Source organism: Gilliamella sp. App2-1, assembly GCF_001690255.1.
In the GTDB taxonomy this organism is placed as follows: Bacteria; Pseudomonadota; Gammaproteobacteria; order Enterobacterales; family Orbaceae; genus Gilliamella; species Gilliamella apicola_G.
In genome coordinates this window covers 167,308-192,871 of record NZ_LZGR01000043.1, presented here as the reverse complement: position 1 = coordinate 192,871, position 25,564 = coordinate 167,308, and the positions used below count along the sequence as shown (strand labels likewise).

Below are 25,564 nucleotides of genomic sequence, written 5' to 3'. Positions count from 1 at the left end.
TGTAAATACCCCAAACTTAGTACAAGATTCAAGTAGAAAATCATACTGCTTGTCTTAGTGTTTTATACTCAATCGGCGTCATGTTATTTAATGCCTCATGCGGTCTTTCGGTGTTATAAATCGTTAACCATTCTTCGGTTATTCTCCTTGCTTGTGCTAAGTTGTTAAAAAGATATAAATCGAGTACTTCAGTACGATAGGTGCGATTAAATCGTTCAATGTACCCGTTTTGATATGGGCTACCGGGCTCTATATAATCAATGGCTATATCATGTGATTTAGCCCAGTTTATAAAGGTTTTTCCTGTAAATTCTGGTCCATTATCGACGCGTATTTTTAATAGATAGCCATGATATTCAGCCAGTTTATCTAAGTAACGGGTAACTCTCCCTGCCGGTAAGCTTACTGCAATATCAATACCTAACGCCTCACGATTAAAGTCATCAATGACATTGAATGTCCTAAAGCGACGTTGATTACAGCTACTGTCACTCATAAAATCCATTGACCAACATTCACCTTGTTTATTAGGAACCAATAGCCTTTCTGGGCTTCGTGGAGGAATACGTTTTTTACGCTTTACCCTGAGATTAAGCTTTAATTCACAATACACCCGATATACCCGTTTATGATTCCATTTATAGCCGAGCTTTCTGATACGATTAAAGCATTTAGGAAAGCCCCAGCGTAAATGCCGGTCTGTGATAGCATTCAATACCGAAACAATCACCGAATCATCCTGTAACTTAGGTTGATAATAGTAAGCACAACGGCTTAAGCCAACAATGGCACAACTCATAGCAATAGTAACCAAATGATTTTGTTGTAGTTGCTGTGCCCACGTTTTACGTGCCCCAGTTGGCACTAAAGCTTTTTTATGATTTCTTCCTGAAGCTGAGATTTTAAACTGAGCTCAGCAAACATCTGCTTAAGCTTACGGTTTTCAGCCTCCAGCTCTTTTAAGCGTTTGATATCCGACGTTTCCATTCCGCCGTATTTTTCTCGCCATTTATAGAAAGTTGAATTCCCCATGCCATATTTACGGCAGAGTTCCTTGACAGGAATACCTGCTTCAGCTTCTTTTAAAATAGCGACGATTTGATGTTCAGTCATTTTTTCATAATTAAATCCTCTTTACTTGTATCATAGAGAATTTTCTACTTTTTGCTGTACTATTTTAGGGGATAGTTACATTCTCTTTATTAACCCACTGAGGATTTAAATATGAAAAAATGACTGAACATCAAATCTGTAAATATCCCCCTAAAATAGTACAAATCATAGGAGAACACATTATGTGTCAAAAAATTTAGCGCAGAGTTTAAACAATAGGCAGTGGTTTGATATTGCTTTATCCACTTATCTAATGTGGATTTAGTGATGTCATATTCAGTAATAATATTTGTTTATTTTTTAGCATGTTGATATAGAATCACCATTTGTTTTTTTATTGGTAAGTAAAACGGCGTTTTTTTCTTCTTGAAATGCGATTTGTCATGGGTGATTTCTTTTGTTTTTTTGTTTATCGTAACAATAACCTGATAAAACAGGTACTAATTAGTATAGCCTGTCCAAATATTTTGGCGAGGATCAATCAGATAGAGAGTGAAATAAAAAGATGTTATAAAATTGGTGATAAATTGAAAAAGGAACTTCGATGGTGAAAAAGGTAATCGCACCTGAACAGGAAAAATATGATGTTATATATGAAAAAATATTATTCAATAAAATAACGACTGCATTCTCTTGGCGAGAGCGTCCAAAAGATATGTGGAAATTAAGCTTTGAATATTCCAAAATAATAATGCCTGATGATGAAATTGCGCTAAAACAGTTTTTGGGTAAGAATTGGCAAGATATCACTCTTGATATATACATGAACTATGTGGAAGCTTTATATGCGTTTACGCCATCAGCTCATGCTTATTATTTACCTGGATTACTCATCACTTCAGCTAAAGCTCTAGATATAGCTATAGCTGAAGCCGAAGCTATAGTTAGAGCTGAAGCTGAGGCTGAGGCTAAAGCTAAAGCTATAGATATAGTTTTAGCTAGAACTAGAGCTAAAGCAAGAGCTATAGAGGAGCAAAAAGCAGGGATTAAAGAATTTATAGATAGAATCGTATTTTGGATTATGGATTTTGAAGAAATACTATCTAATAGTTATCGCTTTGACCGCTGGGCAACATTAACTGTTGACGAATATTTAGCAATTAAAGCTTGGCTAATATGGGTTACAAGAGAAGATACATATCAAGATGATGAAGATATATATCAAAATGATGAAAGTACATGTCAAAATGATGTGATGAATGCTCTGATTAGCCTAGACAAACTTATTGACCTTGCCAAGCAACGAGAAAAATGACTCGTAAATAAATTTATATATTTACCTAATTTTTGAACTAAGCGAATGATCCTCGCCAAAATATTAGACAGTGCCTACCTCTATCATTTTTTCATTTTGGTAATATTGTTGTTCATATTGTTCAGGTGATACCCAGCCATTGGCTGAATGACGGCGTATCCGATTATAATAGATTTCAATATATTCAAATAGTGCTTTATTAGCCAGTTTTCTCGTTTTGTAGTAACAGTCATGAATAATGTGTGTTTTGAGTGTATGAAAAAAACTTTCAACAACCGCATTATCAAAGCAGTTGCCTCTTCGACTCAGGCTTTGCCTTAGCCCATATTGTAACAATAATTGCTTGAAATCAGCACTGCCATATTGGCTTCCTTGGTCACTATGGATGAGTACATTTTTAGGAAATTGACGCCCAAATAAGGCTTGTTTTAATGTATTACACACTAAATGGCGGTCTATGTAGCGACTCGTTTGCCTAGCAATCACTTTTCGTCCATATAAATCGATAATCACCGACAAATATAACCAACCTTCACCCGTTTTAATATAAGTAATATCGGTTACCCATGTCGTATTCGGCTTATCAGGGTTAAATTGCCTATTTAACGTGTTGGGCGCAATATTGTGATGAGCCGTATCTGTTTTATACTTGAATTTACGTGCTGCTTTACTCCGTAATCCCAATTGTTGCAAAACACGGCTAATTGTCCTTTCTGAAACTTGATAGCCTGCATCCCCCTAGCATCAAGTAGCCTCGGTGACCCCCAAATGGGCCTTATGGTGCCAATACTGCTTTTGGATATACTCGCTGAGTTTGGCTGATTTGTTTGCACTTTTTAACCAGGCATAATAACCCGATGAACTGACACCAAGTAACGAGCATATTCTAGTAACGGGATAGCAGGTTAAATGATTTTTCATATAAGCGTACTTCAGCGACTGGTTTTATTCAGTGCAAAGTGCAAGTTGTCTAATCCATTTATCTAGGGTTGATTTGTCTATTCCTAAGTGGTTGGCAAGTTCGCTGATAGAAAAGTGTGCATGAGGTAACGCATACTCGATTAATTGTTGTTTGAATTTGACACTAAATTTTCTGACCATGATATTTGTCTCCTATAATTTGTATTTATATCATAGAGGCGACTTCTGTCCACTTTTTTGGCGAGGATCAGATCCTATTTGATATATAATAGTTACATAGATATTTTACCTATCAATCTTCGCTTAGTCTGGTATTAAAGTTGCAAAACCGATATACTATGTTGTAATTTTTAGTATGACTAAATTTAGTTTTACTAAATCAATCCGTTCTTTAACATCATCAATTGGAAAAAAATTATGCATCCGATGCTGAATATTGCTATTCGCGCTGCTCGTAAAGCAGGTAATGTAGCCATCAAGGCTTATGAAAATCCTAGTTCAATCGAAATCGAAGCCAAAGGCGCTAACGATTTTGCCACTAATGCAGATCGTGCGGCTGAAGCCTTGATTATTGAAACAATCAAAAAAGCCTATCCTGATCATACTATTATTGCCGAAGAAAGCGGTCTTGCTAAAGGTAATGATGCCGATACACAGTGGATAATCGATCCAATTGATGGTACGACTAATTTTATTAAAAATATTCCGCATTTTGCTGTATCAATCGCAGCTCGAGTTAAAGGTAAGACCGAAGTTGCTGTGGTTTATAATCCAATGAGTAATGAACTGTTTACAGCTGCCCGTGGTAAAGGTGCTCAGCTTAATGGTTACCGTATTCGAGTGAGTAATGCGAAAGATTTAGATGGTAGCGTATTGGCAACGGCTTTCCCATTTAAAGCTAAACAATACAGCGATAGTTATTTTGCCGTTTTGCAAAAGTTATTTGTTAAATGTGGTGATTTTCGTCGTGCAGGTTCGGCCGCTTTAGATTTGGCTTATGTTGCCGCAGGTCGTTTAGATGGCTTTTTTGAAATTGGCTTAAAACCATGGGATATCGCTGGTGGCGAGCTGATTTTGCGTGAAGCGGGAGGGGTCATTACCGATTTTGCTGGTGGTAATAACTATATGGTTTCAGGCAATGTTGTGGCTGGTAATCCTAGAATTGTAAAAGATTTATTGGTTTCTACCCAAAACGATTGGCCAGAAAAATTACGTAACTAACTTCCTTTTTTTACAGGGTTTTATAAGCCCTGTGATTCCGCTTTATTTTTGTGCATAACCTCTAATATTCAGTATATACTAACTTTAAACTTCATAAACCATATAAGGTATATATCATGAAAACGGTCCAATATTATTTTATTGTTGAAGATATGAGCTGCGCATCTTGTGTTGGGCGCGTTGAAAAAGCACTTAAAAAAGTCGATGGTGTAATTGATGTCAGCGTTAATCTCGCGACTGAAAAAGCAACGGTTGATGCTGATGCACATGTAAAGCTCGAAACATTAATGTCTGCAGTTGAGAAAACGGGTTATCATGCGGTTAAAATTGACGAATCAGCAGATAATAAAAAAATAACGAAAAAACAATATGCTACCTGGCCTGTTGTGACAGCTGTAATGCTTGTTATTCCTTTTGTATTGCCAATGCTATTAGCGCCGTTTGGGATAAATTGGATGTTGCCTGCTTGGTTGCAATGGGGGATTGCATCGGTTGTACAATTTGGTTTGGGGGCTAAATTTTATCGAAATGGCTTTAGTGCGGTTAAAGCAGGGGCTGGCAATATGGATTTATTGGTTGCTATTGGCACAAGTGCTGCGTATGGATTATCGGTTTATCAGTTGATGACTGGCAATGGTGAACATCTTTATTTTGAATCGTCAGTTATTATTATTACCTTAATCTTGATCGGTAAATGGCTAGAATCAAGCGCTAAACATCAAACTACCCAAGCCATCGAAGCGCTTTCTTCGCTACGGCCAGATGTTGCGTTAGTCAAGCAAGGTGATCAAGAAGTAAGTTTACCCATTAGCCAAGTTAATGTGGGGGATATTGTTATTGTTAAGCCCGGTGAGCGTATTGCTGTTGATGGTATTGTGATTGAAGGCACATCAAGTAGCGATGAGTCAATGTTAACCGGTGAGAGCTTGCCTGTAAATAAATCGGTTAACGATGTGGTGACTGGTGGTACGATTAATGGTGAAGGCCTACTGCTTGTTAAAACCACAGCTATTCAGGCTGATTCTACTTTATCCAAAATCATTGAAATGGTTGAATCGGCACAGGCCAAGAAAGCGCCGATTCAACGAATCGTTGATCGCATTAGTGCGATTTTTGTGCCGGTGATTTTATTGATTGCACTAGTTACGCTATTGGCTTGGGGAATGATATTGCATGATTGGCAGCAAGCTTTACTTTATGCGGTTGCGGTGTTAGTGATTGCTTGCCCATGTGCGTTAGGCTTGGCAACACCAACCGCGATTATGGTGGGGACTGGGGTGGCTGCTCGCCATGGTATTTTAATTAAAGATGCCGAAGCGTTAGAAACGTTGCACAGTATTAATACAGTCGCATTTGATAAAACCGGTACACTCACCATGGGTAAGCCTGAATTAGTCGAGATGGATATTATAGGTAGTGAGACACCCAATCAAATTTTATCGATCGCGGCCTCTCTGCAAGCGGGTAGTGAACATCCACTTGCTAAAGCCATTTTAAGTAAAGTCAAAGAGTATAGTCGTGCTCAAAATATTACCTCAGTAGCGGGATCGGGGGTGATGGCTACGGTTAATAATACGGAGTATTATTTAGGTAGTTTGCGATGGATGAAATCATTAAATGCCTATTTTGTTGGTATGGACGATAAGATTAATGAGTTAGCCAGTAAAGGTTACACCATTTCATTTTTAGCTAAGCAGCAATTAGAAGGTAATGTGGTAATATTAGCGCTATTTGGTTTTGCTGATGTAATCAAGCCAGAAGCGAAAACCGCCATTGAAGCATTGCATCAGTTAAATGTAAAAAACGTTATGTTAACTGGGGATAACCAGAAAGCGGCGAATTACGTAGGGCAGCAGTTAGGCTTGGATGAAGTCATTGCTGAAGTGTTACCACAAGATAAAGCCAATTATATTTATCAATTACAAAAAGAAAGTCATGTTGATACCCATAATCGAGTGGCAATGGTGGGAGATGGGATTAATGATGCACCAGCATTGGCTGCTGCGGATATTGGTATTGCCATGGGCACGGGCACCGATGTGGCTATGCATGCAGCAAGTATTACCCTCATGCGTGGTAATCTGTTTTTAGTTGCTGATGCAATCGATATTTCGCGCCGAACTTATCATAAGATTAAACAAAATCTATTTTGGGCATTTTTCTATAACTTGATTGGTATTCCGCTAGCGGCATTTGGATTTTTAAATCCAATGATAGCAGGCGCTGCCATGGCGTTAAGTAGCGTAAGTGTGGTTACTAATGCGTTGTTACTTAAACGTTGGAAGGCAAGATCTTAATCGTGCATAGCAAAAGTTAGAATTTTAACACTTAAATAAAGGTGGTTAAGTGCCGCCTTTATTATTTTTATGTTTAATTGCATAAATAATTAAATTAAACTAAAGCTAATTTGTGAGCCCTTTCCTTGTTCGGTAACAAACTTGCCAACAGCGCAGATCAGTTGTTCATTATAGTAAATCAACGGGATTCGTGTACGCATCCACGGCGGAATGTTATGTTCTTGCCATAGTTTTTTTATTGATCGCGATCCATTTCGATTGATAATTTGAAATTGTCCTTTAGCATGAAATCGTACAGTGACTTGTTCATCTGCATGGGGTAAACGGCAGGATAAATCAGTTTGATAATTAATCTGCAATTTACCAACACTATCTGGCAGATTTAAAGGTAAAGCCAAATCCCAGTTGAGGATTTGTTGTTCAATATTTTGGTATAACGGTAATAAATAGAGTTGATTTTGATAGCGACGAATTTGCCTGCAATGTAGTAAGAATTTAGGGTTGGCATCTTCTTTTGCTAGCACAACCGTTTGCCAAATGAGTGCTAATTGCTTTTGGCTTGGCATAGTCATTTGTTGAGATCGCAGCCACATGCGCAACACAGCATTGCGTTTATATTCTGAACACGTCATTAAAGGCGCTAGATTTAGCTGTCCTTGTTGGCTAACCATTTGTTGAAAATCAGCTAATAATAATTCATTAATTAACGCTTCTTGTTGCTGACATAATTCAGCACTGCGTGCCACCATTTGCGAAAAATGTGGCCAGCGTTGATTCAGTATTGGTAAGACCTTTAAGCGTAAAAAATTGCGGTCATAACGATCATCTTGATTGCTTTCATCTTCTATCCAGTTGAGTTGATGCTTATTAGCATAAGTTTCAATTTGTGCGCGTGAAATTGTTAATAAAGGGCGAAGATGCTGTTTATTTTCCTGTGGCATGGCAGCCAATCCCGCAGGACCACTACCGCGTTTTAATGCTAAAAAGAAAGTTTCGCATTGATCATCAAGATGTTGCGCAGTGCATAAGGTTTCATCATTTTTTAAATGACGATAGATAGCTTGGTAACGCGCATTTCTAGCTTGTTCTTCGATATTTCCTGCATTAGGGTCGAGTTTGACTTTTTCAATAATCAGTGGAACTTGCCAGGTGTGGCATTGTTTTTGGCAATGCATTGCCCAGTGGTCAGCATTACTGCTCAAACCATGATGAATATAGATCGCCCTTAGCTTTAAATCAGGTAATAATTGCTGTTTGAGTGCAACTAGTGCATGCATTAATACGGTTGAATCAACACCACCACTATAAGCAACCAGTAGTGCTTTGTGGTGTGTGATTTTATGCATAATTGTTTGTTTGATGTTTTCATCAAACATTGTTGGGAGTGGGTTATTCATCTTCTATTTAATTACACCTAGCTTTGTAATGCATTGGTTTTATTTTTATGTTGTTTGATTCTGTCTAAACCAGCCGCAAGATCGGTAATTAAGTCATCAGGATCTTCAAGTCCTATATGTAGCCGAATCAGTGTTCCTGCAAAGTCTACGCCAGATACCGGTCTAATGTTTGCAAGTTCTTCGGGTTGATTGGCTAAAATTAATGACTCAAATCCACCCCATGAATAAGCCATCGAGAAGTAAGTTAGGTTATCTATAAAATCTGATAATTGTACGTCATTTAATCGATCTTTGAGTACAAAAGAAAATAATCCACTTGCCCCCGAAAAATCACGTTTAAAAAACTCATGTCCTTTACAACTTTCTAATGCTGGATGATTGACGGTCGCCACTTTTGGGTGACTGGCTAGCCATTTTGCTACTTTTAAACCGCTTTCGTGATGTTGTTTTAATCTTATTGCTAATGTGCGTAAACCGCGCGCAGCCATATAGGCGGTATCTGCATCACACATTTGTCCCATTAAATATGAGCGCTCACGCAAAGTATCCCAACAGCGCTCATTAGCTACAACAGTGCCTAGCATGGCATCAGAATGACCGATTAGGTATTTGGTTCCGGCTTGTATTGAGATATCAATATCATGCTCTAACGCTTTAAATAAAACGCCTGCACTCCATGTGTTATCGATCATAATGATAATGTCAGGGTTGACACTTCGTATTGCTTTAACAATTGATAGTACATCGTGGACTTCCATCGTAATTGAACTTGGCGATTCTAAAAATACGACTTTAGTATTTGGCTTGATATGGTTTGTAATATAGCGCCCCACTAACGGCGAAAAGTAATCTGTTTCAACACCAAAATCTTTTAAAATATGTTGACAAAATTCTTGAGTGGGTTCGTAAGCAGCTTCAGAGACTAATATATGATCACCCGCCTTTACAAAGGCTAAAATGGCATTGGTGATTGCCGCTGCGCCACAAGGATAGAGGTAGCAACCAGCCCCTCCTTCAATTTCAATCATGGCATCTTGTAGCGCAAAATGAGTTAATGTTCCGCGTCGCCCATAAAATAGTGCACCTTTAGCGCGATTTTCGGTTGCTTCTTTTTTAGCAACCACTGTATCAAAAACAAGTGATGAAGCACGCTGAATGACTGAATTCACTGCGCCTTGGGTGTAGCATTTTTTTCGTCCTGCGTGAACTAATTTGGTTGGTAATGACATGAAGATTCCTTTTGCTACTTTATAAATTTTAATAACAGTTAGCATAGCATGCTGTTAAAATAGTAAAAAATAAATTTTATTAATATCCTCTTGCTAATTATGCTAATAGTTCAACTTGCTTGCCTTAATGATACTGACATTGATTTTTCACTGCTGCCGACATCGCTTATTGATGAAGCGAATAAATTAAAAGGTCAACGCAAAAAACAGTTTTTGGTTTGCCGTTCAATTTTGGCTCACTTGCTTAAACAGTATTGTAATATTTCGGTGTTACCCACTATTAAAGTCGGTGATAATGGTCGCCCCTGTTTTGTAGAACGCCACCTACCGGATTTTAATATCAGTCATAGTAAAGATTGGGTGGCGGTAGCAATTTCATTAACGAGTAAGATTGGCTTAGATATCGAAGTAGCTCGCCCGCGTAAAAACTATTTAAATGTGGCTAAAAACTTTTTTGCGGATGATGAGTATCAATGGATGATCAAACAAGAAGATACATTAACGGCTTTTTGGCAATTATGGACGTTGAAAGAGTCTGCATTAAAACTATATGCCAAAGGGGTTTGGCAAATTAAATCGGTTAAAATTGACTTTAGACAGCAGCTGATTACAGCGCCTTTTGCACAACAATTTTATTATCAATATCATCAAGTGTGTGATGTTCATCTATCGGTAAACAGTAACCAACCGATTTCTAAATTGATTTTGTTATCTTAATACCACGTTTGCCATGATCTGTTATGGTAAAATAAGTTGTTGCTTTTTATTAAACTAGATAGATATCTTGGATTCTTTTTCTCTTGTTTTCGTTTAATTGATATTCCTGTGACAACCAATTGTCAATGGTATCGTAACGCGTTTTAATTGCGTCAAATGCTGCTGTTAAATACTCTTTTTTGGCTGCAAAAATTAATTTACGGTTTTCAAACTCATCAGGAGTAACAGTATGTTGATATTGGCTTAATAGATTTTCACGATAATCCGACAATAGCTGTTCAGTCAGTAAATAATCTTGCATGATGGCTTCTTCGCTCACACCTAAAGCAAATAGCGTTAATGCGACGCCAACACCAGTGCGATCTTTACCAACAGCACAATGTTGTACTAATGGTTTACCTTTTGAGTTCAGTAGTATTGACGAAAGTCTTCGGTATGCGGGGTTATTAAATGGCAGCAGTTGATAAAGCTTAACCATAAAATCAAATGGTGCATTTTTTTTAAGTATTTGTTGGGTATTGCCTAAATCGCTTGTTAAACTTGCGGTGACCGTATCACTCAATGGATTAGCAGGCACATTAATATAATGAATATTTTGCCATAATTTATCTGGATTTTGTGCAATTTCATTAGGATCGCGATAGTCTAAAACATAGTGCAGTTTTAACTCATCAGATAAAAAAGACTGCTCTTCTGACGTAATAAGCGAAAATGCGCCTGAACGGTATAGTAGACCAGATCGAATTTGACGTCCGTCAATTGTTTTAATTCCACCTAAATCACGAAAATTAATCCCATTTTTTATTAGTATAGCTGATGTCATAACTCGTCCTTATTTATACTTAACTTCGCTTGCTATCTTAACATGTTTCTGATTAGAATTAAGCCATTCTTTTTGCTTTATTAATGATTAAGGTACTTATTATGTCGATGTTATCTGTTTTACTTTCTGATAAAGCTGCGCCAAGTCAATGGGGAAAAGATGCGCTGCTGAGTTTTTCGGACGATACAATTACTATTCACTATAAACCAGATCATCGTTTAGGAACGATTCAACGAGCGGGGAGAAAGCTGGATAACCAAGGAATAAATTTGGTTAAGCTAAGTGGCGAAAATTGGGATCTTGAAGCTTGTTGGCATTTTTGGTTAGGTTATCGTAATGCGAAAAAAAGTACTCAGGTAAATTGGCCAAAACTTAATACCAAAGATAAACAAGAATTAATTCATCGCCTAGCGATTATTGATTGGTGTCGAGATATTGTTAACCAGCAAGCCGAAACATTAAGCCCTGTTGAGTTAGCGACACAAGCTGTGAAATTAATTAGCACTTATTCAACTGATGTGACTTACAACATTATTTCGGGTGAAGTTTTAAAAGAGCATAATTTCATGGGGATCTATGCGGTTGGTAAAGGTTCTGATAGGCCTGCGGCTTTACTTGAACTTGATTATAACCCAACCCAAAATCCTAAATCACCGATTACTGCTTGTTTAGTTGGTAAAGGCATTACCTTTGATTCGGGGGGTTATAGTTTAAAACCAAGTAGCTTTATGGAATCAATGCGTTCAGATATGGGGGGAGCAGCATTAGTAACGGGTGCTTTAGCGCTAGCCATTGCGCGTGGCTTAAGTCATCGTATCAAACTCTATTTATGTTGTGCCGATAATTTAGTCAGTGGCAGCGCTTTTAAACTTGGTGATATTATTCGTTATCGTAATGGTAAAACGGTTGAAGTTGATAATACTGATGCTGAAGGACGTTTAGTTTTAGCCGATGGTTTAATTTGTGCCGATAATGATAAACCGAATTATATTATTGATTGTGCAACATTAACAGGTGCCGCTAAAATTGCGGTGGGGAATGATTATCAATCATTACTCTCATTTGATGATAAATTTGCTAATCAATTGTTAGCTAGTAGCAACATTGAACATGAGGCTTTTTGGCGATTACCATTAGCAGAGTTTCATCGCTCACAATTTCCATCATCATTTGCTGATATGGCAAATTCAGGTTTACCTAATACCGCTGGTGCGAGTACTGCTGCGGCTTTCTTATCACATTTTATTAAAAATTATCAACAAAATTGGTTACATATTGATTGTTCGGCAACATTTCGTAAAAGTGCTACAGCATTATGGGCAACAGGCGCAACGGGAATTGGGGTAAGGACAATTGCTAATTTACTTAGTCAGCTTAAATAAAACTGAAAAAACCACTTTAAAAAGTGGTTTTTTGTTTCTTAAAAAAAGTACAATTGTTTAATTATTTTCAATAACAGTTGCTTTTTTGATATAAATTGGCTCAGCCGGTACATTTTGATGTGGTCCCATACGTTTAGTTGGTACGTTAGCGATTTTATCAACGATTTCCATTCCTTTAATGACTTTACCAAAAACAGCATAACCGTACTTTTCTGGTGATTGATAATTAAGGAAATCATTGTTAACTACATTGATAAAAAATTGGCTGGTTGCACTATTTACTTCACTTGTTCTTGCCATTGCAATGGTGCCACGATCATTTTTTAAGCCATTGTCAGCTTCGTTTTTAATTGGTGGGTTATTTTCTTTGAATTTTAGTTGATCATCAGCGCCACCACCTTGAATCATAAATCCAGGAATGACGCGATGGAAAGTTAAATTTTCATAAAAACCATTGTTAACATAATCAAGAAAGTTTTTCGTGGTAATGGGGGCATGCTCGCTGTCTAATTCGATTTCAATATCACCCATACTGGTTTGTAATAATACTTTAGGAGCTGCTAGGGCGACAGTTGAAAAAATAGTTAACAACAATGTTAAAATTAATAGTTTGATTTTTTTCATATAATAAATCCTTTCTCCAGTTAAGTTGATTGATTATACCGAATATTAGGTTAATTTAAATAACAATTGCGCAAAATAGGATAATTTTTTGGGTTGTAGATCACATAAGTACTTAATTGTATATAATTACACAATGGATTGGTCTATAGTATTGAAGTTTTTTGTTAATAAATACTACAAAGTTAGTATGTTATAAAAAATAGTTCTTTATTGCTACAGTTTTTATATTAAAACATTTAGTTCCCTGAAACTTTTTATAAATAAGTTTATTAAATTTTATGCGATGTATTTTGTGTGATATGCCTTTATTTTTATCTCATCATGGTATTTGTAGCCAATGTGTTCAAAATATACCTAAATTTAATAAGGTTTGTCATCAATGCTGTTTACCACACTCTTTATCGACTGATATATGTTATCGATGTCGTGCAAAAAAACCATACTGGGATGAGCTTATTGCTGTTTCTGAGTATATTAATCCGCTAAAAAAGTTGATTCATCATTTAAAGTTCTACAGCAAAATTGAACTAAATATTGCATTGGCAAGATTGATGTTTTTGGCTTGGTATCAACGGCAAAAAATCGATACTTTAATTAAACCTGATTTGGTCACTTGTGTACCATTGCATCACATTCGTTATTGGTCACGTGGCTTTAATCAAGCTGAATTATTAGCAAAACCGATTGCTAGATGGCTAGACCGTGACTTTTATCCTTATTTGCTGTCTCGAAAGCTAAATAGGCAAGATCAAAAAAATCTATCTCTTACCGAACGAATCGCTAATGTCGAAACGCTTTTTATATGCCGTCAAGATCTTTCACATAAATCAGTAATGCTCATTGATGATATCGTTACAACTGGTAATACGATTAATGCAATTAGCCAACAACTAAAAAAATGTGGTGCAACTAGTGTTCATGTTGTTTGTTTATGTCGTACAGTATTGTAAAATCCTAAACAACCCCTATAATAACCAAGAAAGCTAGTCAACTATTATAAATGATGTTAGGTCTGTTTATTACCTAATTACATTAAAGTGAGGGGTCATGTCTATTATCACTATTTCTGAAGCAGCTCAACAGCACTTTAAAAAATTGCTTGCTAATCAACCCGATGGAACACAAATTCGGGTATTTGTTATTAACCCAGGTACGCCAAGTGCCGAATGTGGTGTGTCGTATTGTCCGGCTGATACTGTAGAAGATAGCGACATAGAAGAAAAGTTTGCTGATTTTTCAGTTTATATTGATGAAATGAGTGCACCATTTTTAGAAGAAACGGTTATTGATTATGTGACTGATGAATTAGGTTCGCAGTTAACATTAAAAGCGCCAAATTCAAAAATGAAAAAAGTGGCTGACGATGCGCCACTTATTGAGCGTGTTAATTACGCCATTCAAACGCAAATAAATCCGCAATTAGCCAGTCATGGAGGGCATGTTAGCTTAGTTGAGTTGACTGAAGATAACTATGTTATATTGCAATTTGGTGGTGGATGTAATGGTTGTTCAATGGTCGATTACACTTTGAAAGAAGGTATTGAGAAACAATTAATGACAGAGTTTCCTGAACTTGTTGGTGTAAAAGATATTACTGAACATCAAGCTGGAGCACATTCTTTTTGCTAAAAATGACAGAAAATAATTTTTATTTAAACCTTGCTTATTGCTGGGATTAAGTCATAATCGGATGACGTTTGCCATTTGACATTCTGATGGGGTTTTATGAATCAAGTTAGTATTATTTCAGATCTTATCATTTGGATTGAAAAAAATTTGGAACAACCATTATCTATTGATCATGTTGCACAAAAATCAGGTTATTCAAAATGGCATTTACAACGTATGTTTAAAGAGGTAACTGGTCAGGTTCTTGGTACTTATATTCGTCATCGTCGTTTAACTTATGCCGCACTTTCTTTACGTATGACAAGTAAACCCATTTTAGATATTGCGATGCAATATCGTTTTGATTCTCAGCAAACTTTTACTCGTTCTTTTAAAAAACAATTTAATGAAACACCTGCCAGTTATCGTCGTGGTGATTTTTGGGATCCTACAGGATTAACACCAGCTATTGAGCTCAATAAAAATAGGCTTTCATTGCCTGAACCAAAATTTGTTAATATGCCTCAAAAAACTTTTTGGGGTATCACCTTTAAGAATAATTGCAGTTTGAGTCACTTATTAGATGAAGAAAATAAACTAAGAACGCAATTTTTTTATAATTATATATCTCGCTGTAACCATAAATGTGAAAATCTACCAGACAAAATTTATGCTTTTAGCCGTATATTGAAAAGCAAAGATAATGCTAATGAACAAGAACTTCTTTATACCATTGCTTTAGATCACAATAATAATCTTGAAAGTATTGAACAGGTTGAGAGTGAAGGTGGCTTGTATCTTTGTTTTAAATATATTGGGTCTCCTGATGAGTTTAGTGATTTTATTTCGCAAGTGCATTTAGCTGCCATGCCCGCATTAAAAGTACGTTTGCGTAGCTCTAGTTGCGTAATTGAAATTCATCATAACCATCATGATGGCACTGCCGAATCAGTTAAAGATATTACACGTATGGAGTGCGATTATTGTGTGCCGATTGTTGCTGAAAGTGAAGTCAATATCCAATCCAATTGATAGTTATAATGTGATATAAAAATCGGTTAATAGATATTGACTGATATGATTAATTATCTGAATTTAATAAAATATTTTCCAACCATTTTTTGAATTCAGGGGTTACTTCTTTTAGACTGTTCGATCCACGAGTTACAGTTGCAATTCCTATTCCAAGTTGCTCTTTTAGTTGGCGTTGATTGATTGAACCATCAAGTAATGAATGTACAATTTTGACGCGAGTAATTAAAGCGTCGCGCTCATCAGCGGTCATTAATAATTTTAATATATCAAGTGAATATCCATCGTTAAATGCTTGGTGTAATATTTCGACTGTCTGTTTCCATTCGTTAGTTTTCATTATAATCACCATTAATATTGTTTATTAAATTCATTTGAATTAAGAATATTGACATTTTTTTGCCCTAAGACTATTTGATAAATATAATCATATACCAATACATTTTTGACATAATTGCGCGTTTCGGTAAACGGTATGCTATCAATAAATGCGACAGCATCCAGCTTTCCATGACTATTATTAAGCCATCTTTTTACACGATTAGGACCTGCATTATAAGCTGCTGAAGATAATATACGATTATTATCATTTTGTAGATAAACAGTGTTTAAATAGGATGTACCTAATTCTATATTGGTTTTAGGATCAAACAATTGTCCCGATGAAACATAAGTGACTGAATTGACTTTTTTAGCGGTTTCTTTTGCTGTTGCTGGCATTAATTGCATAAGTCCGCGGGCGCCGGCAGGGGATTTGGCAGTGGTATCCAGCGCACTTTCTTGACGAGAAATAGCTAAAGCATAAGATAACGGAATCGCTTTATCTTTTAATGCATTGTTATATAAGGCTTGGTACATAATAGGTAAACGTTCTGTCCAGTTATTCCAAAGCTTACCAACAATAGTTGCTTGAATACTAAGATCGCCCCAGCCTTTTTGTAAGGCATATTGAGCTAATGCTAAATATTCATTTTTATTGGTTTGCTTATTTAACATATATCGCCATTCGTTGCTTGATTCTGAAACCATACCAAAATAATATAATTCATTAATCCTTTTTATATAAGATTGATTATCATATTTAGATTTTAGTATTGATATTTCAGATGGTGTCATCTGTTTAGATTGGTTATTGAGGGAATAAGGTTGATTAAGTGTTTGTGCACTTATCATGCCATAAAATCCACGTTTGGTTGTCAATGTTTGTAAAATTTGGTTAGCTTCATTTTTTTGATTATTATTGAGTAATACTCGAGCCTGCCAATATTGCCATTCTTCTTTCAATTGATCTTCCGGCGATAATTGTGCTATCCAATAGGCAATTTCAGTAAAGTTATAGTCATCGATAGCAAGGCGGATACGCTTTTCGACTAATGTTGTATCATGATATTTGGTAATATAATTATCACGCCATTTAATTTGTTCATCAGTTGCGGAATCTGTAAAGTAGCTGTTAGCCAAACTCTTTTGTAATGCAACTTGTTCAGTTTCACTTAAAGTTTGCTGTTTAACTAGTTTTGGTAATAATGATGCTGCTAAGTTGATATCTGCTTTTACTAAGCGAGAAAATGATGTTAAGACAATTTTTTTAGTGAAAGGGCTAGCTTTAATATTTTTTGAAAAATCTTCTAATTTTTTAGGATTATCAAGTACAGCTAATAAATTGTTTTTAGTTGTTTTGTAATTATTATCAAGTAAGTTAGTTAGGTGTTTGGCTAATTTTAAATTATTTGCTTCAATAGCCAGTTCAATACGTAATAGTATTAAATTAGCTGTTCGTTTACCTGCTTGTGCCCATGCATCGAGTAATGGATCGCATGCAGAGGGAAGCTCTTTACCGGTAATCCAAAGTGATTTAATAGTGCTAAAGGCTGCTTCGATATTTCCTTGTTGTAGTAATGCATATTGATAGCGACAGTTAGAGTGTGTGGAATGATCTTTGGGGAATGAAACAATTGCATTCCAATCTTGACGATTGCTTAATTCGGTTAAATAAGATTGTATTACTGAAGTCGTTGCTGGAAATTCATTATATTGGTGAACAAAATCTCTTACCATTTGCGGAGGAACTACTTTAATATTATTCTGAAAAAACTGTACAGCAGCATAGGGATATAGTGGATAATCTTTTATGGTAGAGAGCAATGTTTGCTGTTCTTCAAAAGTCAGTGTTTGATAAGAATTAAGCCATTTTTGATAATTTTCTCGTAGCACCTTTTGAGAATGAGCGGCGTAAGTGTTACTTGTGAACAATAGACCGATTATCAAAAAATAACGTAATACTAATTTCATCCGTTAACTCCTATGTTAAATCAGCTAATTAGATTAGCATATTAAGCTATGATGCGTCGATGATAAACTATAGTTCAATTCCGACTAAAATACTCAACTAAATACTTGACTAAATAAAGAGGATATATACAATAGTCGTTATAAAATATAGGGGAATAATCAATGAAACTGACATCAAAAGGACGATATGCAGTAACAGCAATGCTTGATGTTGCTTTACACGCTGATTCAGGACCGGTATCACTCGCTGATATTTCAGAACGTCAAGAAATTTCACTTTCTTATCTTGAACAATTGTTTGCTCGATTACGAAAAAATGGTTTAGTTCTCAGTGTCAGAGGTCCTGGAGGTGGTTATATACTGAGTCGTTCTATGGATCAAATTGCTATTAGCTCAATTGTTAAAGCTGTCGATGAGACAGTGCATGCAACAAAATGCCATGGGCTAGATGGATGCCAAGGTGGTGTTAGATGTTTAACTCATACACTTTGGAACGATCTAAGTGAACGAATTGAGGACTTTTTAACTAGCATTACATTGAGTGAACTGGTGAATAATAAAGAAGTTAAAGCCATAGCTAATCGACAAAATAATATACAACACGTTCAAATTAATTAATAAAATACAATACAGAATTTGTCATTGGGAGTAATTAATGAATCTACCTATTTACATGGATTATGCAGCTACAACGCCTGTAGATCCTAGAGTTGCTGAAAAAATGATGCAGTATTTAACACCAGACGGTATATTTGGTAATCCGGCATCTCGTTCCCATAAATTTGGTTGGCAAGCTGAAGAAGCTGTTGATATTGCACGTAATCAAATTGCCGATCTTATCGGAGCCGATTCTCGTGAAATCGTTTTTACGTCAGGTGCAACTGAAGCTGATAATTTAGCAATTAAAGGTGCTGCTCATTTTAATCAAGTCAAAGGTAAGCACATTATTACTTGTAAAACTGAGCACAAAGCTGTGCTTGATACTTGTCGCCAACTTGAGCGAGAAGGCTATGAAGTGACTTATTTAGCACCAGAATCTAATGGTATACTCGATCTAGATAAACTTGCAGCAGCAATGCGCAAAGATACAACCGTTGTGTCAATTATGCATGTTAATAATGAAACAGGTGTAATACAAAACATTGAAAAAATTGGCGAGATGTGTCGTGAACGAGGTATTGTTTTTCATGTTGATGCAACACAATCTGTGGGTAAATTACCCATTAATGTGACCAACTTAAAAGTTGATTTAATGTCATTTTCGAGTCATAAAATTTACGGACCCAAAGGTATTGGGGGGCTTTATGTAAGACGCAAACCACGTGTGCGCATTGAAGCACAAATGCATGGCGGTGGTCATGAACGTGGGATGAGATCAGGCACTTTACCTGTACACCAAATTGTAGGTATGGGCGAAGCATATCGTATCGCTAGAGAAGAGATGGCAACCGAAATGCCACGCTTATTAGCCTTAAAAAATCGTTTATGGAATGGTTTAAAAGATATTGAAGAAGTCTATCTTAATGGATCTTTAGAACACAGTGTGCCAAATATTTTAAATGTGAGTTTTGCTTATATTGAAGGTGAATCATTGATGATGGCTTTAAAAGATTTAGCTGTTTCATCTGGTTCAGCATGTACATCTGCAAGTTTGGAACCCTCTTATGTACTTCGAGCATTAGGTCTTAATGATGAACTCGCGCATAGCTCTATTCGTTTTTCTATTGGTCGTTTCACCAAAGAAGAAGAAATTGATTATGTTATTAAATTAATTAAAGAATCAATTGGAAAATTACGAGATTTATCGCCACTTTGGGAAATGTTTAAAGATGGCGTTGATTTAACAAAAATTAAATGGTCAGCACATTAAAATTAGGAGTAAATTATGGCATATAGTGAAAAAGTCGTTGATCATTATGAAAACCCACGTAATGTTGGTTCATTTGATCAAAATGATCCTAATGTTGGTAGCGGTATGGTTGGCGCACCAGCGTGTGGGGATGTAATGCGTCTACAAATCAAAGTGAATGATAATGGGATTATTGAAGATGCTAAGTTCAAAACTTATGGTTGTGGTAGTGCAATTGCATCAAGTTCCTTAGTTACAGAATGGATAAAAGGTAAATCATTGGACGAAGCAGGAGCGATCAAAAATACGGATATTGCTAAGGAGCTTGCTTTACCTCCAGTTAAAATTCACTGTTCGATTTTAGCGGAAGATGCTATTAAAGCAGCTATTGAAGACTATAAAACGAAAAAAGGACAACGCTAATGGCAATCACATTGACTAATAGCGCAGCTGATCGTGTGCAAACTTTCCTTGCAAATCGAGGAAAAGGTGTTGGGTTACGATTAGGTGTTAAAACATCCGGTTGTTCTGGTATGGCGTATGTTTTAGAGTTTGCCGATGTGATTAATGATGATGATCGTGTCTTTGAAGACAAACAAGTCAAAGTTATCGTGGATAAAAAGAGCTTGGTCTATATTGATGGCACTGAACTTGATTTTGTTAAAGAAGGATTAAACGAAGGTTTCAAGTTTAATAATCCTAATGCGCAACACGAATGTGGTTGTGGTGAAAGTTTTAATGTGTAATTGGACACAATAATTATGGTTAATTACTTTGAGCTATTTAATTTGCCGGTTCAATTACCGGTGAATACCGCTGAGCTAACAACCCATTATCAGCAATTGCAGAGGCAATATCACCCAGATAATTTTGCCGTTGCAACCGATAATGATAAAGTGGCAATTGTTCAAAAATCAGCCATCATTAATGATGGTTACCATACGTTAAAAAATCCAATCAAAGCTGCCGAGTATTTTTTATCTCTACAAGGTTTTGATGTGGCAACTGAACAAAATATTATTCATGATGCCGATTTTTTGATGGAGCAATTTGTTTTACGTGAAAGGCTTGATGAAATCGAGAGCAAAGGGAATTTTGAATTATTAGATGATTTTCATGCTGAGATTGTTGAGCGTCAAAATATAGTTTACAACGAGTTATTACAATTTATAACTAATCAAAATTGGTCAACTGCACTTAACCAGATCTATAAAATCCGCTATCTTGCTAGGTTGATTGAACAAATCGAAAAGTTACAAGAAAAGCAATTTGATTTATAATTTAAAATAAGTAACGTATCGATAGAGATAGATTAAATGGTATTATTACAGATCAGTGAACCAGGGCAAACTCCACTACCACATCATCGTCGCCTGGCGGTGGGGATTGATCTTGGCACAACCAATTCATTAGTAGCAACGGTTAGAAGTGGACAAGCAGAGGTATTACCTGATTTAGAAGGTAATTCACTGTTGCCATCTGTTGTGCATTATGGTGTTGATCATGATGATAACCCTATTATTACGATTGGGAAACATGCCAAAGACAATGCAGTTAAGGATCCGCAAAATACTGTCAGCTCTATTAAGCGATTAATGGGGCGAAGTTTATCTGATATAGATTTATCGCATTTTCCTTATACTTTTTCACAAACTGAAAATGGTGTTCCTTTATTAAACTTGTCTAATGATCAAGTAAATCCAATACAAGTTTCATCAGAAATTCTGACAGCTTTAGCTGAACGGGCAAAAGAGAGCTTACAAGGTGAAATTGATGGTGTAGTTATTACTGTACCAGCCTATTTTGATGATGCCCAACGGCAAGCAACAAAAGATGCTGCAAAATTAGCAGGTTTGCATGTATTGCGTTTACTCAATGAGCCTACAGCAGCTGCGATTGCCTATGGTTTAGATTCAGGAAAGGAAGGTGTTATCGCTGTTTATGATTTAGGTGGTGGTACTTTTGATATTTCTATTTTGCGTTTAAATAAAGGTGTTTTTGAAGTCCTAGCAACCAGTGGTGATTCTGCACTTGGTGGTGATGATTTTGATCGATTACTGGCTGACTATATAAAGAGGGAATTAGGGTTAGTTAATAATATAGACCCTTATATTAATCAAAAAATCAGTAACAAAGCGACTGAAATAAAGATTTTACTGAGTCATCAAGAGTCGGCTGTATTGTCGCTTGATAATCAGTCATTGACTATTACTCGCCAGCAATTTCAACAATTAATTGAACCATTGGTTAAACGTACTTTGATAGTTTGTCGTCGAGCATTAAAAGATGCCGAGATTAATGTGGATGAAGTGGTTGAAGTTGTTATGGTTGGTGGCTCTACTCGTATCCCCTTAGTGCGAGAATCAGTGGGTCATTATTTCAAAACTCAACCGTTAACATCTATTGATCCGGATAAAGTAGTAGCTATTGGTGCAGCTATTCAAGCTGATATTTTGGTTGGAAATAAACCTGATTCAGATATGTTATTGCTTGATGTGATTCCTTTGTCGTTAGGCATTGAAATCATGGGCGGATTGGTTGAAAAAATCATTCCACGTAATAGTACGATTCCGTGTGCTAAAGCTCAAGAATTTACCACTTTTAAAGATGGACAAACTGCGATGATGTTTCATGTTTTACAAGGAGAACGTGAAAGTGTTGCTGATTGCCGATCATTGGCTCGTTTTACATTGCAAGGTATTCCATCGTTACCAGCCGGTGGTGCGCACATTAGGGTGACTTTTCAAGTTGATGCCGATGGTTTATTAAGTGTAACTGCAATGGAAAAATCAACGGGTATTGAAGCTGCTATTCAAGTAAAACCTTCATATGGACTGACAGATAATGAAATTGCTGATATGATTCAAGATTCAATCAGTTACGCACAACAAGATAAACAGATTCGAATGCTTGCCGAACAAAAAGTTGAGGCAGCTAGAGTGCTTGAAAGCTTACAAAGTGCCTTAGCCAAAGATGCTGACTTATTAAATAAAAGTGAACTTAACCAGATTTTAGCTGCTAAGCATCAATTACAAACCGTGAGTGAGTCAGATGACAGTTACGCAATTGAAAAGCAAATTAAAATTGTTGATAAGGTGACACAGAATTTTGCAGCTAAGCGAATGGATAGGTCAATTCGTCATGCGTTAACAGGTCATAAAGTTGATGATATTTAACTAACGAGATTATTATGCCAAAAATTACTTTTTTACCGAATGCCGATCTTTGCCCAGATGGAAAAATTGTTGAGGCGCAAGAAGGCGAATCTATTTTAGAAGTGGCATTGCGCAATGATATTGAAATTGAGCATGCGTGTGAAATGTCATGCGCTTGTTCTACATGCCACTGTATTGTTCGCAAAGGGTTCGATTCTCTTAACGAAAGCGATGAGCAAGAAGATGACATGTTAGACAAAGCGTGGGGTGTTGAACCACATAGCCGTTTAAGTTGTCAAGCTCGCGTCAAGAATCAAGATCTGGAGGTGGAGATTCCAAGATATAGTCTTAATCACGCCAAAGAAGAACATTAACTGCTCATTGTAAGGACGAATGATTACCCATTATAGTTCAATATAATGAATTAATATTAAATCTGGTTATTAGATTGAAATTTGATATATGTAAAAACAATAACCAGAAAAATCACTTTATCTAAAAGTCCAAATATATGTATTTATTTCTTGCTGTTAGTTAATTAACAGAGTATAATCCACCCACTTTGTTTATTGCATTTATATAAGCAAAAGATAAAAAGATATAACCGTTATGTAGAAAATAGCTAGTTATATCAACAATATTCCCGATTTGGGGGTTACGAAAAAGAACGGATTACACTCTCCTGTCAATCGAAACAGGGTAAGAGGAGTAGTCTTTTGTTATAACTTTTAAATAATGGAGCTCTGGTCTCATGTCGAACCAAAGAATCCGTATCCGGTTAAAAGCGTTTGATCATCGTTTGATTGATCAATCAACTGCTGAAATTGTAGAAACTGCGAAGCGCACTGGTGCGCAAGTTCGTGGTCCTATTCCATTACCGACACGCAAAGAGCGTTTTACTGTATTGATTTCTCCGCACGTTAATAAAGATGCACGTGATCAATACGAGATTCGCACTCATAAACGTCTAGTTGATATCGTTGAGCCAACTGAAAAAACAGTTGATGCTTTAATGCGTCTAGATCTTGCTGCCGGTGTTGATGTGCAGATCAGTTTAGGTTAATCCTAAGCTGAATGATTGAGAGGTCGAAACAATGATTGGTTTAATCGGTCGTAAAGTGGGAATGACACGTATCTTCACCGAAGAAGGTGTTTCTATTCCTGTCACCGTAGTAGAAGTTCAAAGCAACCGCATTACTCAAGTAAAAACGCTTGAGAATGATGGTTATCAAGCTATTCAGGTTACTACTGGCAGTAAAAAAGCAAGTCGCGTAAACAAACCTGAAGCAGGTCATTTCGCTAAGGCTGGCGTTGAAGCTGGTCGTGGTCTATGGGAATTCCGTTTTGAAGAAGGCGAATTTACTGTAGGTCAAAATATTAACGTTGATATTTTCACAGACGTTAAAAAAGTTGATGTTACTGGGACATCTAAAGGTAAAGGTTTTGCTGGCGTAACGAAGCGTTGGAATTTCCGTACTCAAGATGCAACTCATGGTAACTCTTTGGCACACCGTGGTCATGGCTCTATCGGTCAAAACCAAACTCCGGGTAAAGTGTTTAAAGGTCGTAAAATGGCAGGTCACCTAGGTAATGAACGTGTAACTGTTCAGAATTTAGATATTGTGCGTGTTGATGCTGAACGTAATCTTTTATTAATTAAAGGTGCAGTTCCTGGCGCAATCAATAGTGACGTAATTGTTAAACCGGCAATCAAGGCTTAACGTCGAGGAGATAGAGATGGAATTAGTAGTAAAAGACGCGCAAGCGCTTTCTGTTTCCGAAACTACCTTCGGACGTGAGTTTAATGAAGCGTTAGTTCACCAAGTAGTTGTTGCTTATGCATCTGCTGCTCGTCAAGGCTCTCGCGCCCAAAAAACTCGTGCAGAAATCGCTGGTTCAGGTAAAAAACCATGGCGTCAAAAAGGCACAGGTCGTGCTCGTGCAGGTTCTGTTAAGAGCCCAATTTGGCGTAGCGGTGGTGTAACATTTGCAGCAAAACCACAAGATCATAGCCAAAAAGTTAACCGTAAAATGTATCGTGGTGCATTAAAGAGTATTTTCTCTGAATTAGTGCGTCAAGAACGTTTAGTTGTGGTTGAAACATTTACTGTTGAAGCACCTAAGACTAAATTATTAACTCAGAAATTAAATGATATGAACCTTAATGATGTTCTTATTATCGCTTCTGAAGTTGATGAAAATCTTTTCTTAGCAGCACGTAACTTGCATAAAGTTGATGTGCGTGATGTGGCAGGTATTGATCCAGTTAGTTTGATCGCATTTGACAAAGTGGTTATCACTGTTGATGCTGTTAAACAAGTAGAGGAGATGTTAGCATGATTCGTGAAGAGCGTCTGCTTAAAGTCCTGCGAGCACCACATGTTTCTGAAAAAGCATCTATTTCAATGGAAAAAACAAATACATTAGTATTGAAAGTTGCTAAAGATGCTACTAAGAGAGAGATAAAAGCCGCAGTTGAACAACTATTTGAAGTTAAAGTAGATGACGTTAATACCCTTGTTGTTAAAGGTAAAGTTAAACGTCGTGGTCAACAAATCGGTCGCCGTAGCGACTGGAAAAAAGCTTACGTTACTTTAGCAGAAGGTCAAAATTTAGACCTTGCTGGCGTCGCTGAGTAATTCGGAGGAG

At 36.6% G+C, this 25,564-nt stretch carries 26 protein-coding genes and 1 pseudogene; 19 read left to right on the top strand and 8 right to left on the bottom strand.

Features of this window, described 5'->3' with window-relative positions; translation table 11 throughout:
• Positions 1-40: 40 nt before the first annotated feature.
• Positions 41-1,113, bottom strand: a protein-coding gene (locus tag A9G22_RS06090; protein WP_442899740.1) for an IS3 family transposase whose coding sequence is annotated in 2 segments (ribosomal slippage) — positions 41-879 and positions 879-1,113 — 1,074 coding nt in all. Because the reading frame shifts where the segments join, the coding sequence is not laid out codon by codon here.
• 544 nt (positions 1,114-1,657) lie between these two features.
• Here A9G22_RS06090 and A9G22_RS06080 point away from each other — a divergent pair.
• Positions 1,658-2,368, top strand: a complete 711-nt coding sequence (locus A9G22_RS06080; protein WP_075508518.1) for a hypothetical protein — start codon at positions 1,658-1,660, stop codon at positions 2,366-2,368.
• 63 nt (positions 2,369-2,431) lie between these two features.
• Here the strand turns inward: A9G22_RS06080 and A9G22_RS06075 are convergent.
• Positions 2,432-3,469: pseudogene (locus A9G22_RS06075) on the bottom strand (IS3 family transposase).
• A gap of 237 nt (positions 3,470-3,706) precedes the next feature.
• On the opposite strand from A9G22_RS06075, the gene suhB reads away from it, so the two are divergent.
• Positions 3,707-4,510 carry an inositol-1-monophosphatase gene (suhB, locus tag A9G22_RS06065; protein ID WP_065586715.1) on the top strand — a complete coding sequence of 268 codons (804 nt, stop codon included), beginning with the start codon at positions 3,707-3,709 and terminating at the stop codon, positions 4,508-4,510.
• A gap of 116 nt (positions 4,511-4,626) precedes the next feature.
• Entirely contained in the window at positions 4,627-6,807 is a 2,181-nt protein-coding gene (locus A9G22_RS06060; protein ID WP_065586714.1) for a heavy metal translocating P-type ATPase, read from the top strand.
• An 89-nt stretch (positions 6,808-6,896) separates the two neighbouring features.
• Here the strand turns inward: A9G22_RS06060 and tilS are convergent, their stop codons facing one another.
• Both tilS and metC read right to left on the bottom strand, forming a co-directional pair.
• On the bottom strand, positions 6,897-8,183 hold the full coding sequence (gene tilS / locus A9G22_RS06055) for a tRNA lysidine(34) synthetase TilS (RefSeq protein ID WP_075508523.1): 1,287 nt from the start codon (positions 8,181-8,183) through the stop codon (positions 6,897-6,899).
• 38 nt (positions 8,184-8,221) lie between these two features.
• A complete protein-coding gene (gene metC, locus A9G22_RS06050; protein ID WP_075508517.1) occupies positions 8,222-9,433 on the bottom strand; it encodes a cystathionine beta-lyase in 1,212 nt (403 codons plus the stop codon).
• Between the two features lie 99 nt (positions 9,434-9,532).
• Between metC and A9G22_RS06045 the strand changes: the two genes are divergently transcribed.
• A complete protein-coding gene (locus A9G22_RS06045) occupies positions 9,533-10,150 on the top strand; it encodes a 4'-phosphopantetheinyl transferase family protein (RefSeq protein ID WP_075508516.1) in 618 nt (205 codons plus the stop codon).
• A gap of 49 nt (positions 10,151-10,199) precedes the next feature.
• Here A9G22_RS06045 and A9G22_RS06040 read toward each other — a convergent pair whose 3' ends face one another.
• The gene (locus tag A9G22_RS06040; RefSeq protein ID WP_075508515.1) at positions 10,200-10,973 is read right to left on the bottom strand and encodes a tyrosine-protein phosphatase; all 774 of its coding nucleotides are present in this window, start codon (positions 10,971-10,973) and stop codon (positions 10,200-10,202) included.
• Positions 10,974-11,074: 101 nt separating this feature from the next.
• Between A9G22_RS06040 and pepB the strand changes: the two genes are divergently transcribed.
• Positions 11,075-12,355, top strand: coding sequence for an aminopeptidase PepB (pepB, locus tag A9G22_RS06035; RefSeq protein WP_075508514.1), 1,281 nt, complete (start codon positions 11,075-11,077; stop codon positions 12,353-12,355).
• Positions 12,356-12,412: 57 nt separating this feature from the next.
• Here the strand turns inward: pepB and A9G22_RS06030 are convergent, their stop codons facing one another.
• Positions 12,413-12,979 (bottom strand): peptidylprolyl isomerase, encoded by a 567-nt coding sequence (locus tag A9G22_RS06030; RefSeq protein WP_065586709.1) that lies wholly within the window; start codon positions 12,977-12,979, stop codon positions 12,413-12,415.
• 299 nt (positions 12,980-13,278) lie between these two features.
• Between A9G22_RS06030 and A9G22_RS06025 the strand changes: the two genes are divergently transcribed.
• The 3 genes from A9G22_RS06025 to robA all read left to right on the top strand — a co-directional run bounded on the left by A9G22_RS06025 (position 13,279) and on the right by robA (position 15,619).
• Entirely contained in the window at positions 13,279-13,929 is a 651-nt protein-coding gene (locus A9G22_RS06025; protein WP_176700238.1) for a phosphoribosyltransferase family protein, read from the top strand.
• Positions 13,930-14,032: 103 nt separating this feature from the next.
• Positions 14,033-14,608, top strand: coding sequence for a Fe-S biogenesis protein NfuA (nfuA, locus tag A9G22_RS06020; protein ID WP_065587043.1), 576 nt, complete (start codon positions 14,033-14,035; stop codon positions 14,606-14,608).
• Between the two features lie 96 nt (positions 14,609-14,704).
• Positions 14,705-15,619, top strand: a complete 915-nt coding sequence (robA, locus tag A9G22_RS06015; RefSeq protein ID WP_065586707.1) for an MDR efflux pump AcrAB transcriptional activator RobA — start codon at positions 14,705-14,707, stop codon at positions 15,617-15,619.
• A gap of 49 nt (positions 15,620-15,668) precedes the next feature.
• Here robA and trpR read toward each other — a convergent pair whose 3' ends face one another.
• Positions 15,669-15,959 carry a trp operon repressor gene (gene trpR / locus A9G22_RS06010; protein ID WP_218058752.1) on the bottom strand — a complete coding sequence of 97 codons (291 nt, stop codon included), beginning with the start codon at positions 15,957-15,959 and terminating at the stop codon, positions 15,669-15,671.
• 11 nt (positions 15,960-15,970) lie between these two features.
• Positions 15,971-17,911, bottom strand: coding sequence for a murein transglycosylase (gene sltY, locus A9G22_RS06005; RefSeq protein ID WP_075508513.1), 1,941 nt, complete (start codon positions 17,909-17,911; stop codon positions 15,971-15,973).
• A gap of 162 nt (positions 17,912-18,073) precedes the next feature.
• Here sltY and iscR point away from each other — a divergent pair, with 162 nt between their 5' ends.
• The 11 genes from iscR to rplW all read left to right on the top strand — a co-directional run bounded on the left by iscR (position 18,074) and on the right by rplW (position 25,554).
• Positions 18,074-18,529: a Fe-S cluster assembly transcriptional regulator IscR gene (iscR, locus tag A9G22_RS06000; protein WP_065586704.1), complete on the top strand. Its 456-nt coding sequence runs from the start codon at positions 18,074-18,076 to the stop codon at positions 18,527-18,529.
• Positions 18,530-18,566: 37 nt separating this feature from the next.
• Positions 18,567-19,781 (top strand): IscS subfamily cysteine desulfurase, encoded by a 1,215-nt coding sequence (locus tag A9G22_RS05995; protein ID WP_065586703.1) that lies wholly within the window; start codon positions 18,567-18,569, stop codon positions 19,779-19,781.
• A gap of 15 nt (positions 19,782-19,796) precedes the next feature.
• Positions 19,797-20,183, top strand: a complete 387-nt coding sequence (gene iscU, locus A9G22_RS05990) for a Fe-S cluster assembly scaffold IscU (RefSeq protein ID WP_065586702.1) — start codon at positions 19,797-19,799, stop codon at positions 20,181-20,183.
• Positions 20,183-20,506: an iron-sulfur cluster assembly protein IscA gene (gene iscA / locus A9G22_RS05985; RefSeq protein ID WP_065586701.1), complete on the top strand. Its 324-nt coding sequence runs from the start codon at positions 20,183-20,185 to the stop codon at positions 20,504-20,506. Before iscU ends, iscA begins: the two co-directional genes overlap by 1 nt.
• Positions 20,507-20,521: 15 nt before the next feature.
• On the top strand, positions 20,522-21,040 hold the full coding sequence (gene hscB / locus A9G22_RS05980) for a Fe-S protein assembly co-chaperone HscB (protein ID WP_065586700.1): 519 nt from the start codon (positions 20,522-20,524) through the stop codon (positions 21,038-21,040).
• 36 nt (positions 21,041-21,076) lie between these two features.
• A complete protein-coding gene (gene hscA, locus A9G22_RS05975) occupies positions 21,077-22,936 on the top strand; it encodes a Fe-S protein assembly chaperone HscA (RefSeq protein WP_065586699.1) in 1,860 nt (619 codons plus the stop codon).
• Positions 22,937-22,950: 14 nt separating this feature from the next.
• Positions 22,951-23,289, top strand: a complete 339-nt coding sequence (fdx, locus tag A9G22_RS05970) for an ISC system 2Fe-2S type ferredoxin (RefSeq protein WP_065586698.1) — start codon at positions 22,951-22,953, stop codon at positions 23,287-23,289.
• A 377-nt stretch (positions 23,290-23,666) separates the two neighbouring features.
• Positions 23,667-23,978, top strand: coding sequence for a 30S ribosomal protein S10 (gene rpsJ, locus A9G22_RS05965; RefSeq protein ID WP_006120582.1), 312 nt, complete (start codon positions 23,667-23,669; stop codon positions 23,976-23,978).
• A 31-nt stretch (positions 23,979-24,009) separates the two neighbouring features.
• Entirely contained in the window at positions 24,010-24,636 is a 627-nt protein-coding gene (rplC, locus tag A9G22_RS05960; RefSeq protein WP_065586697.1) for a 50S ribosomal protein L3, read from the top strand.
• Positions 24,637-24,652: 16 nt separating this feature from the next.
• On the top strand, positions 24,653-25,255 hold the full coding sequence (rplD, locus tag A9G22_RS05955; protein ID WP_065586696.1) for a 50S ribosomal protein L4: 603 nt from the start codon (positions 24,653-24,655) through the stop codon (positions 25,253-25,255).
• Complete coding sequence (gene rplW, locus A9G22_RS05950; RefSeq protein ID WP_034885052.1) at positions 25,252-25,554, top strand: 50S ribosomal protein L23; 303 nt, start codon at positions 25,252-25,254, stop codon at positions 25,552-25,554. Before rplD ends, rplW begins: the two co-directional genes overlap by 4 nt.
• The last annotated feature ends 10 nt before the right edge of the window (positions 25,555-25,564 follow it).

Coding starts and splice junctions, on each gene's coding strand:
- A9G22_RS06080 (WP_075508518.1), top strand. CDS start 1,658: ATGGTGAAAAAGGTAATCGCACCTGAACAGGAAAAATATGATGTTATA.
- suhB (WP_065586715.1), top strand. CDS start 3,707: ATGCATCCGATGCTGAATATTGCTATTCGCGCTGCTCGTAAAGCAGGT.
- A9G22_RS06060 (WP_065586714.1), top strand. CDS start 4,627: ATGAAAACGGTCCAATATTATTTTATTGTTGAAGATATGAGCTGCGCA.
- tilS (WP_075508523.1), bottom strand. CDS start 8,183: ATGTTTGATGAAAACATCAAACAAACAATTATGCATAAAATCACACAC.
- metC (WP_075508517.1), bottom strand. CDS start 9,433: ATGTCATTACCAACCAAATTAGTTCACGCAGGACGAAAAAAATGCTAC.
- A9G22_RS06045 (WP_075508516.1), top strand. CDS start 9,533: ATGCTAATAGTTCAACTTGCTTGCCTTAATGATACTGACATTGATTTT.
- A9G22_RS06040 (WP_075508515.1), bottom strand. CDS start 10,973: ATGACATCAGCTATACTAATAAAAAATGGGATTAATTTTCGTGATTTA.
- pepB (WP_075508514.1), top strand. CDS start 11,075: ATGTCGATGTTATCTGTTTTACTTTCTGATAAAGCTGCGCCAAGTCAA.
- A9G22_RS06030 (WP_065586709.1), bottom strand. CDS start 12,979: ATGAAAAAAATCAAACTATTAATTTTAACATTGTTGTTAACTATTTTT.
- A9G22_RS06025 (WP_176700238.1), top strand. CDS start 13,279: ATGCCTTTATTTTTATCTCATCATGGTATTTGTAGCCAATGTGTTCAA.
- robA (WP_065586707.1), top strand. CDS start 14,705: ATGAATCAAGTTAGTATTATTTCAGATCTTATCATTTGGATTGAAAAA.
- trpR (WP_218058752.1), bottom strand. CDS start 15,959: ATGAAAACTAACGAATGGAAACAGACAGTCGAAATATTACACCAAGCA.
- sltY (WP_075508513.1), bottom strand. CDS start 17,911: ATGAAATTAGTATTACGTTATTTTTTGATAATCGGTCTATTGTTCACA.
- iscR (WP_065586704.1), top strand. CDS start 18,074: ATGAAACTGACATCAAAAGGACGATATGCAGTAACAGCAATGCTTGAT.
- A9G22_RS05995 (WP_065586703.1), top strand. CDS start 18,567: ATGAATCTACCTATTTACATGGATTATGCAGCTACAACGCCTGTAGAT.
- iscU (WP_065586702.1), top strand. CDS start 19,797: ATGGCATATAGTGAAAAAGTCGTTGATCATTATGAAAACCCACGTAAT.
- iscA (WP_065586701.1), top strand. CDS start 20,183: ATGGCAATCACATTGACTAATAGCGCAGCTGATCGTGTGCAAACTTTC.
- hscB (WP_065586700.1), top strand. CDS start 20,522: ATGGTTAATTACTTTGAGCTATTTAATTTGCCGGTTCAATTACCGGTG.
- hscA (WP_065586699.1), top strand. CDS start 21,077: ATGGTATTATTACAGATCAGTGAACCAGGGCAAACTCCACTACCACAT.
- fdx (WP_065586698.1), top strand. CDS start 22,951: ATGCCAAAAATTACTTTTTTACCGAATGCCGATCTTTGCCCAGATGGA.
- rpsJ (WP_006120582.1), top strand. CDS start 23,667: ATGTCGAACCAAAGAATCCGTATCCGGTTAAAAGCGTTTGATCATCGT.
- rplC (WP_065586697.1), top strand. CDS start 24,010: ATGATTGGTTTAATCGGTCGTAAAGTGGGAATGACACGTATCTTCACC.
- rplD (WP_065586696.1), top strand. CDS start 24,653: ATGGAATTAGTAGTAAAAGACGCGCAAGCGCTTTCTGTTTCCGAAACT.
- rplW (WP_034885052.1), top strand. CDS start 25,252: ATGATTCGTGAAGAGCGTCTGCTTAAAGTCCTGCGAGCACCACATGTT.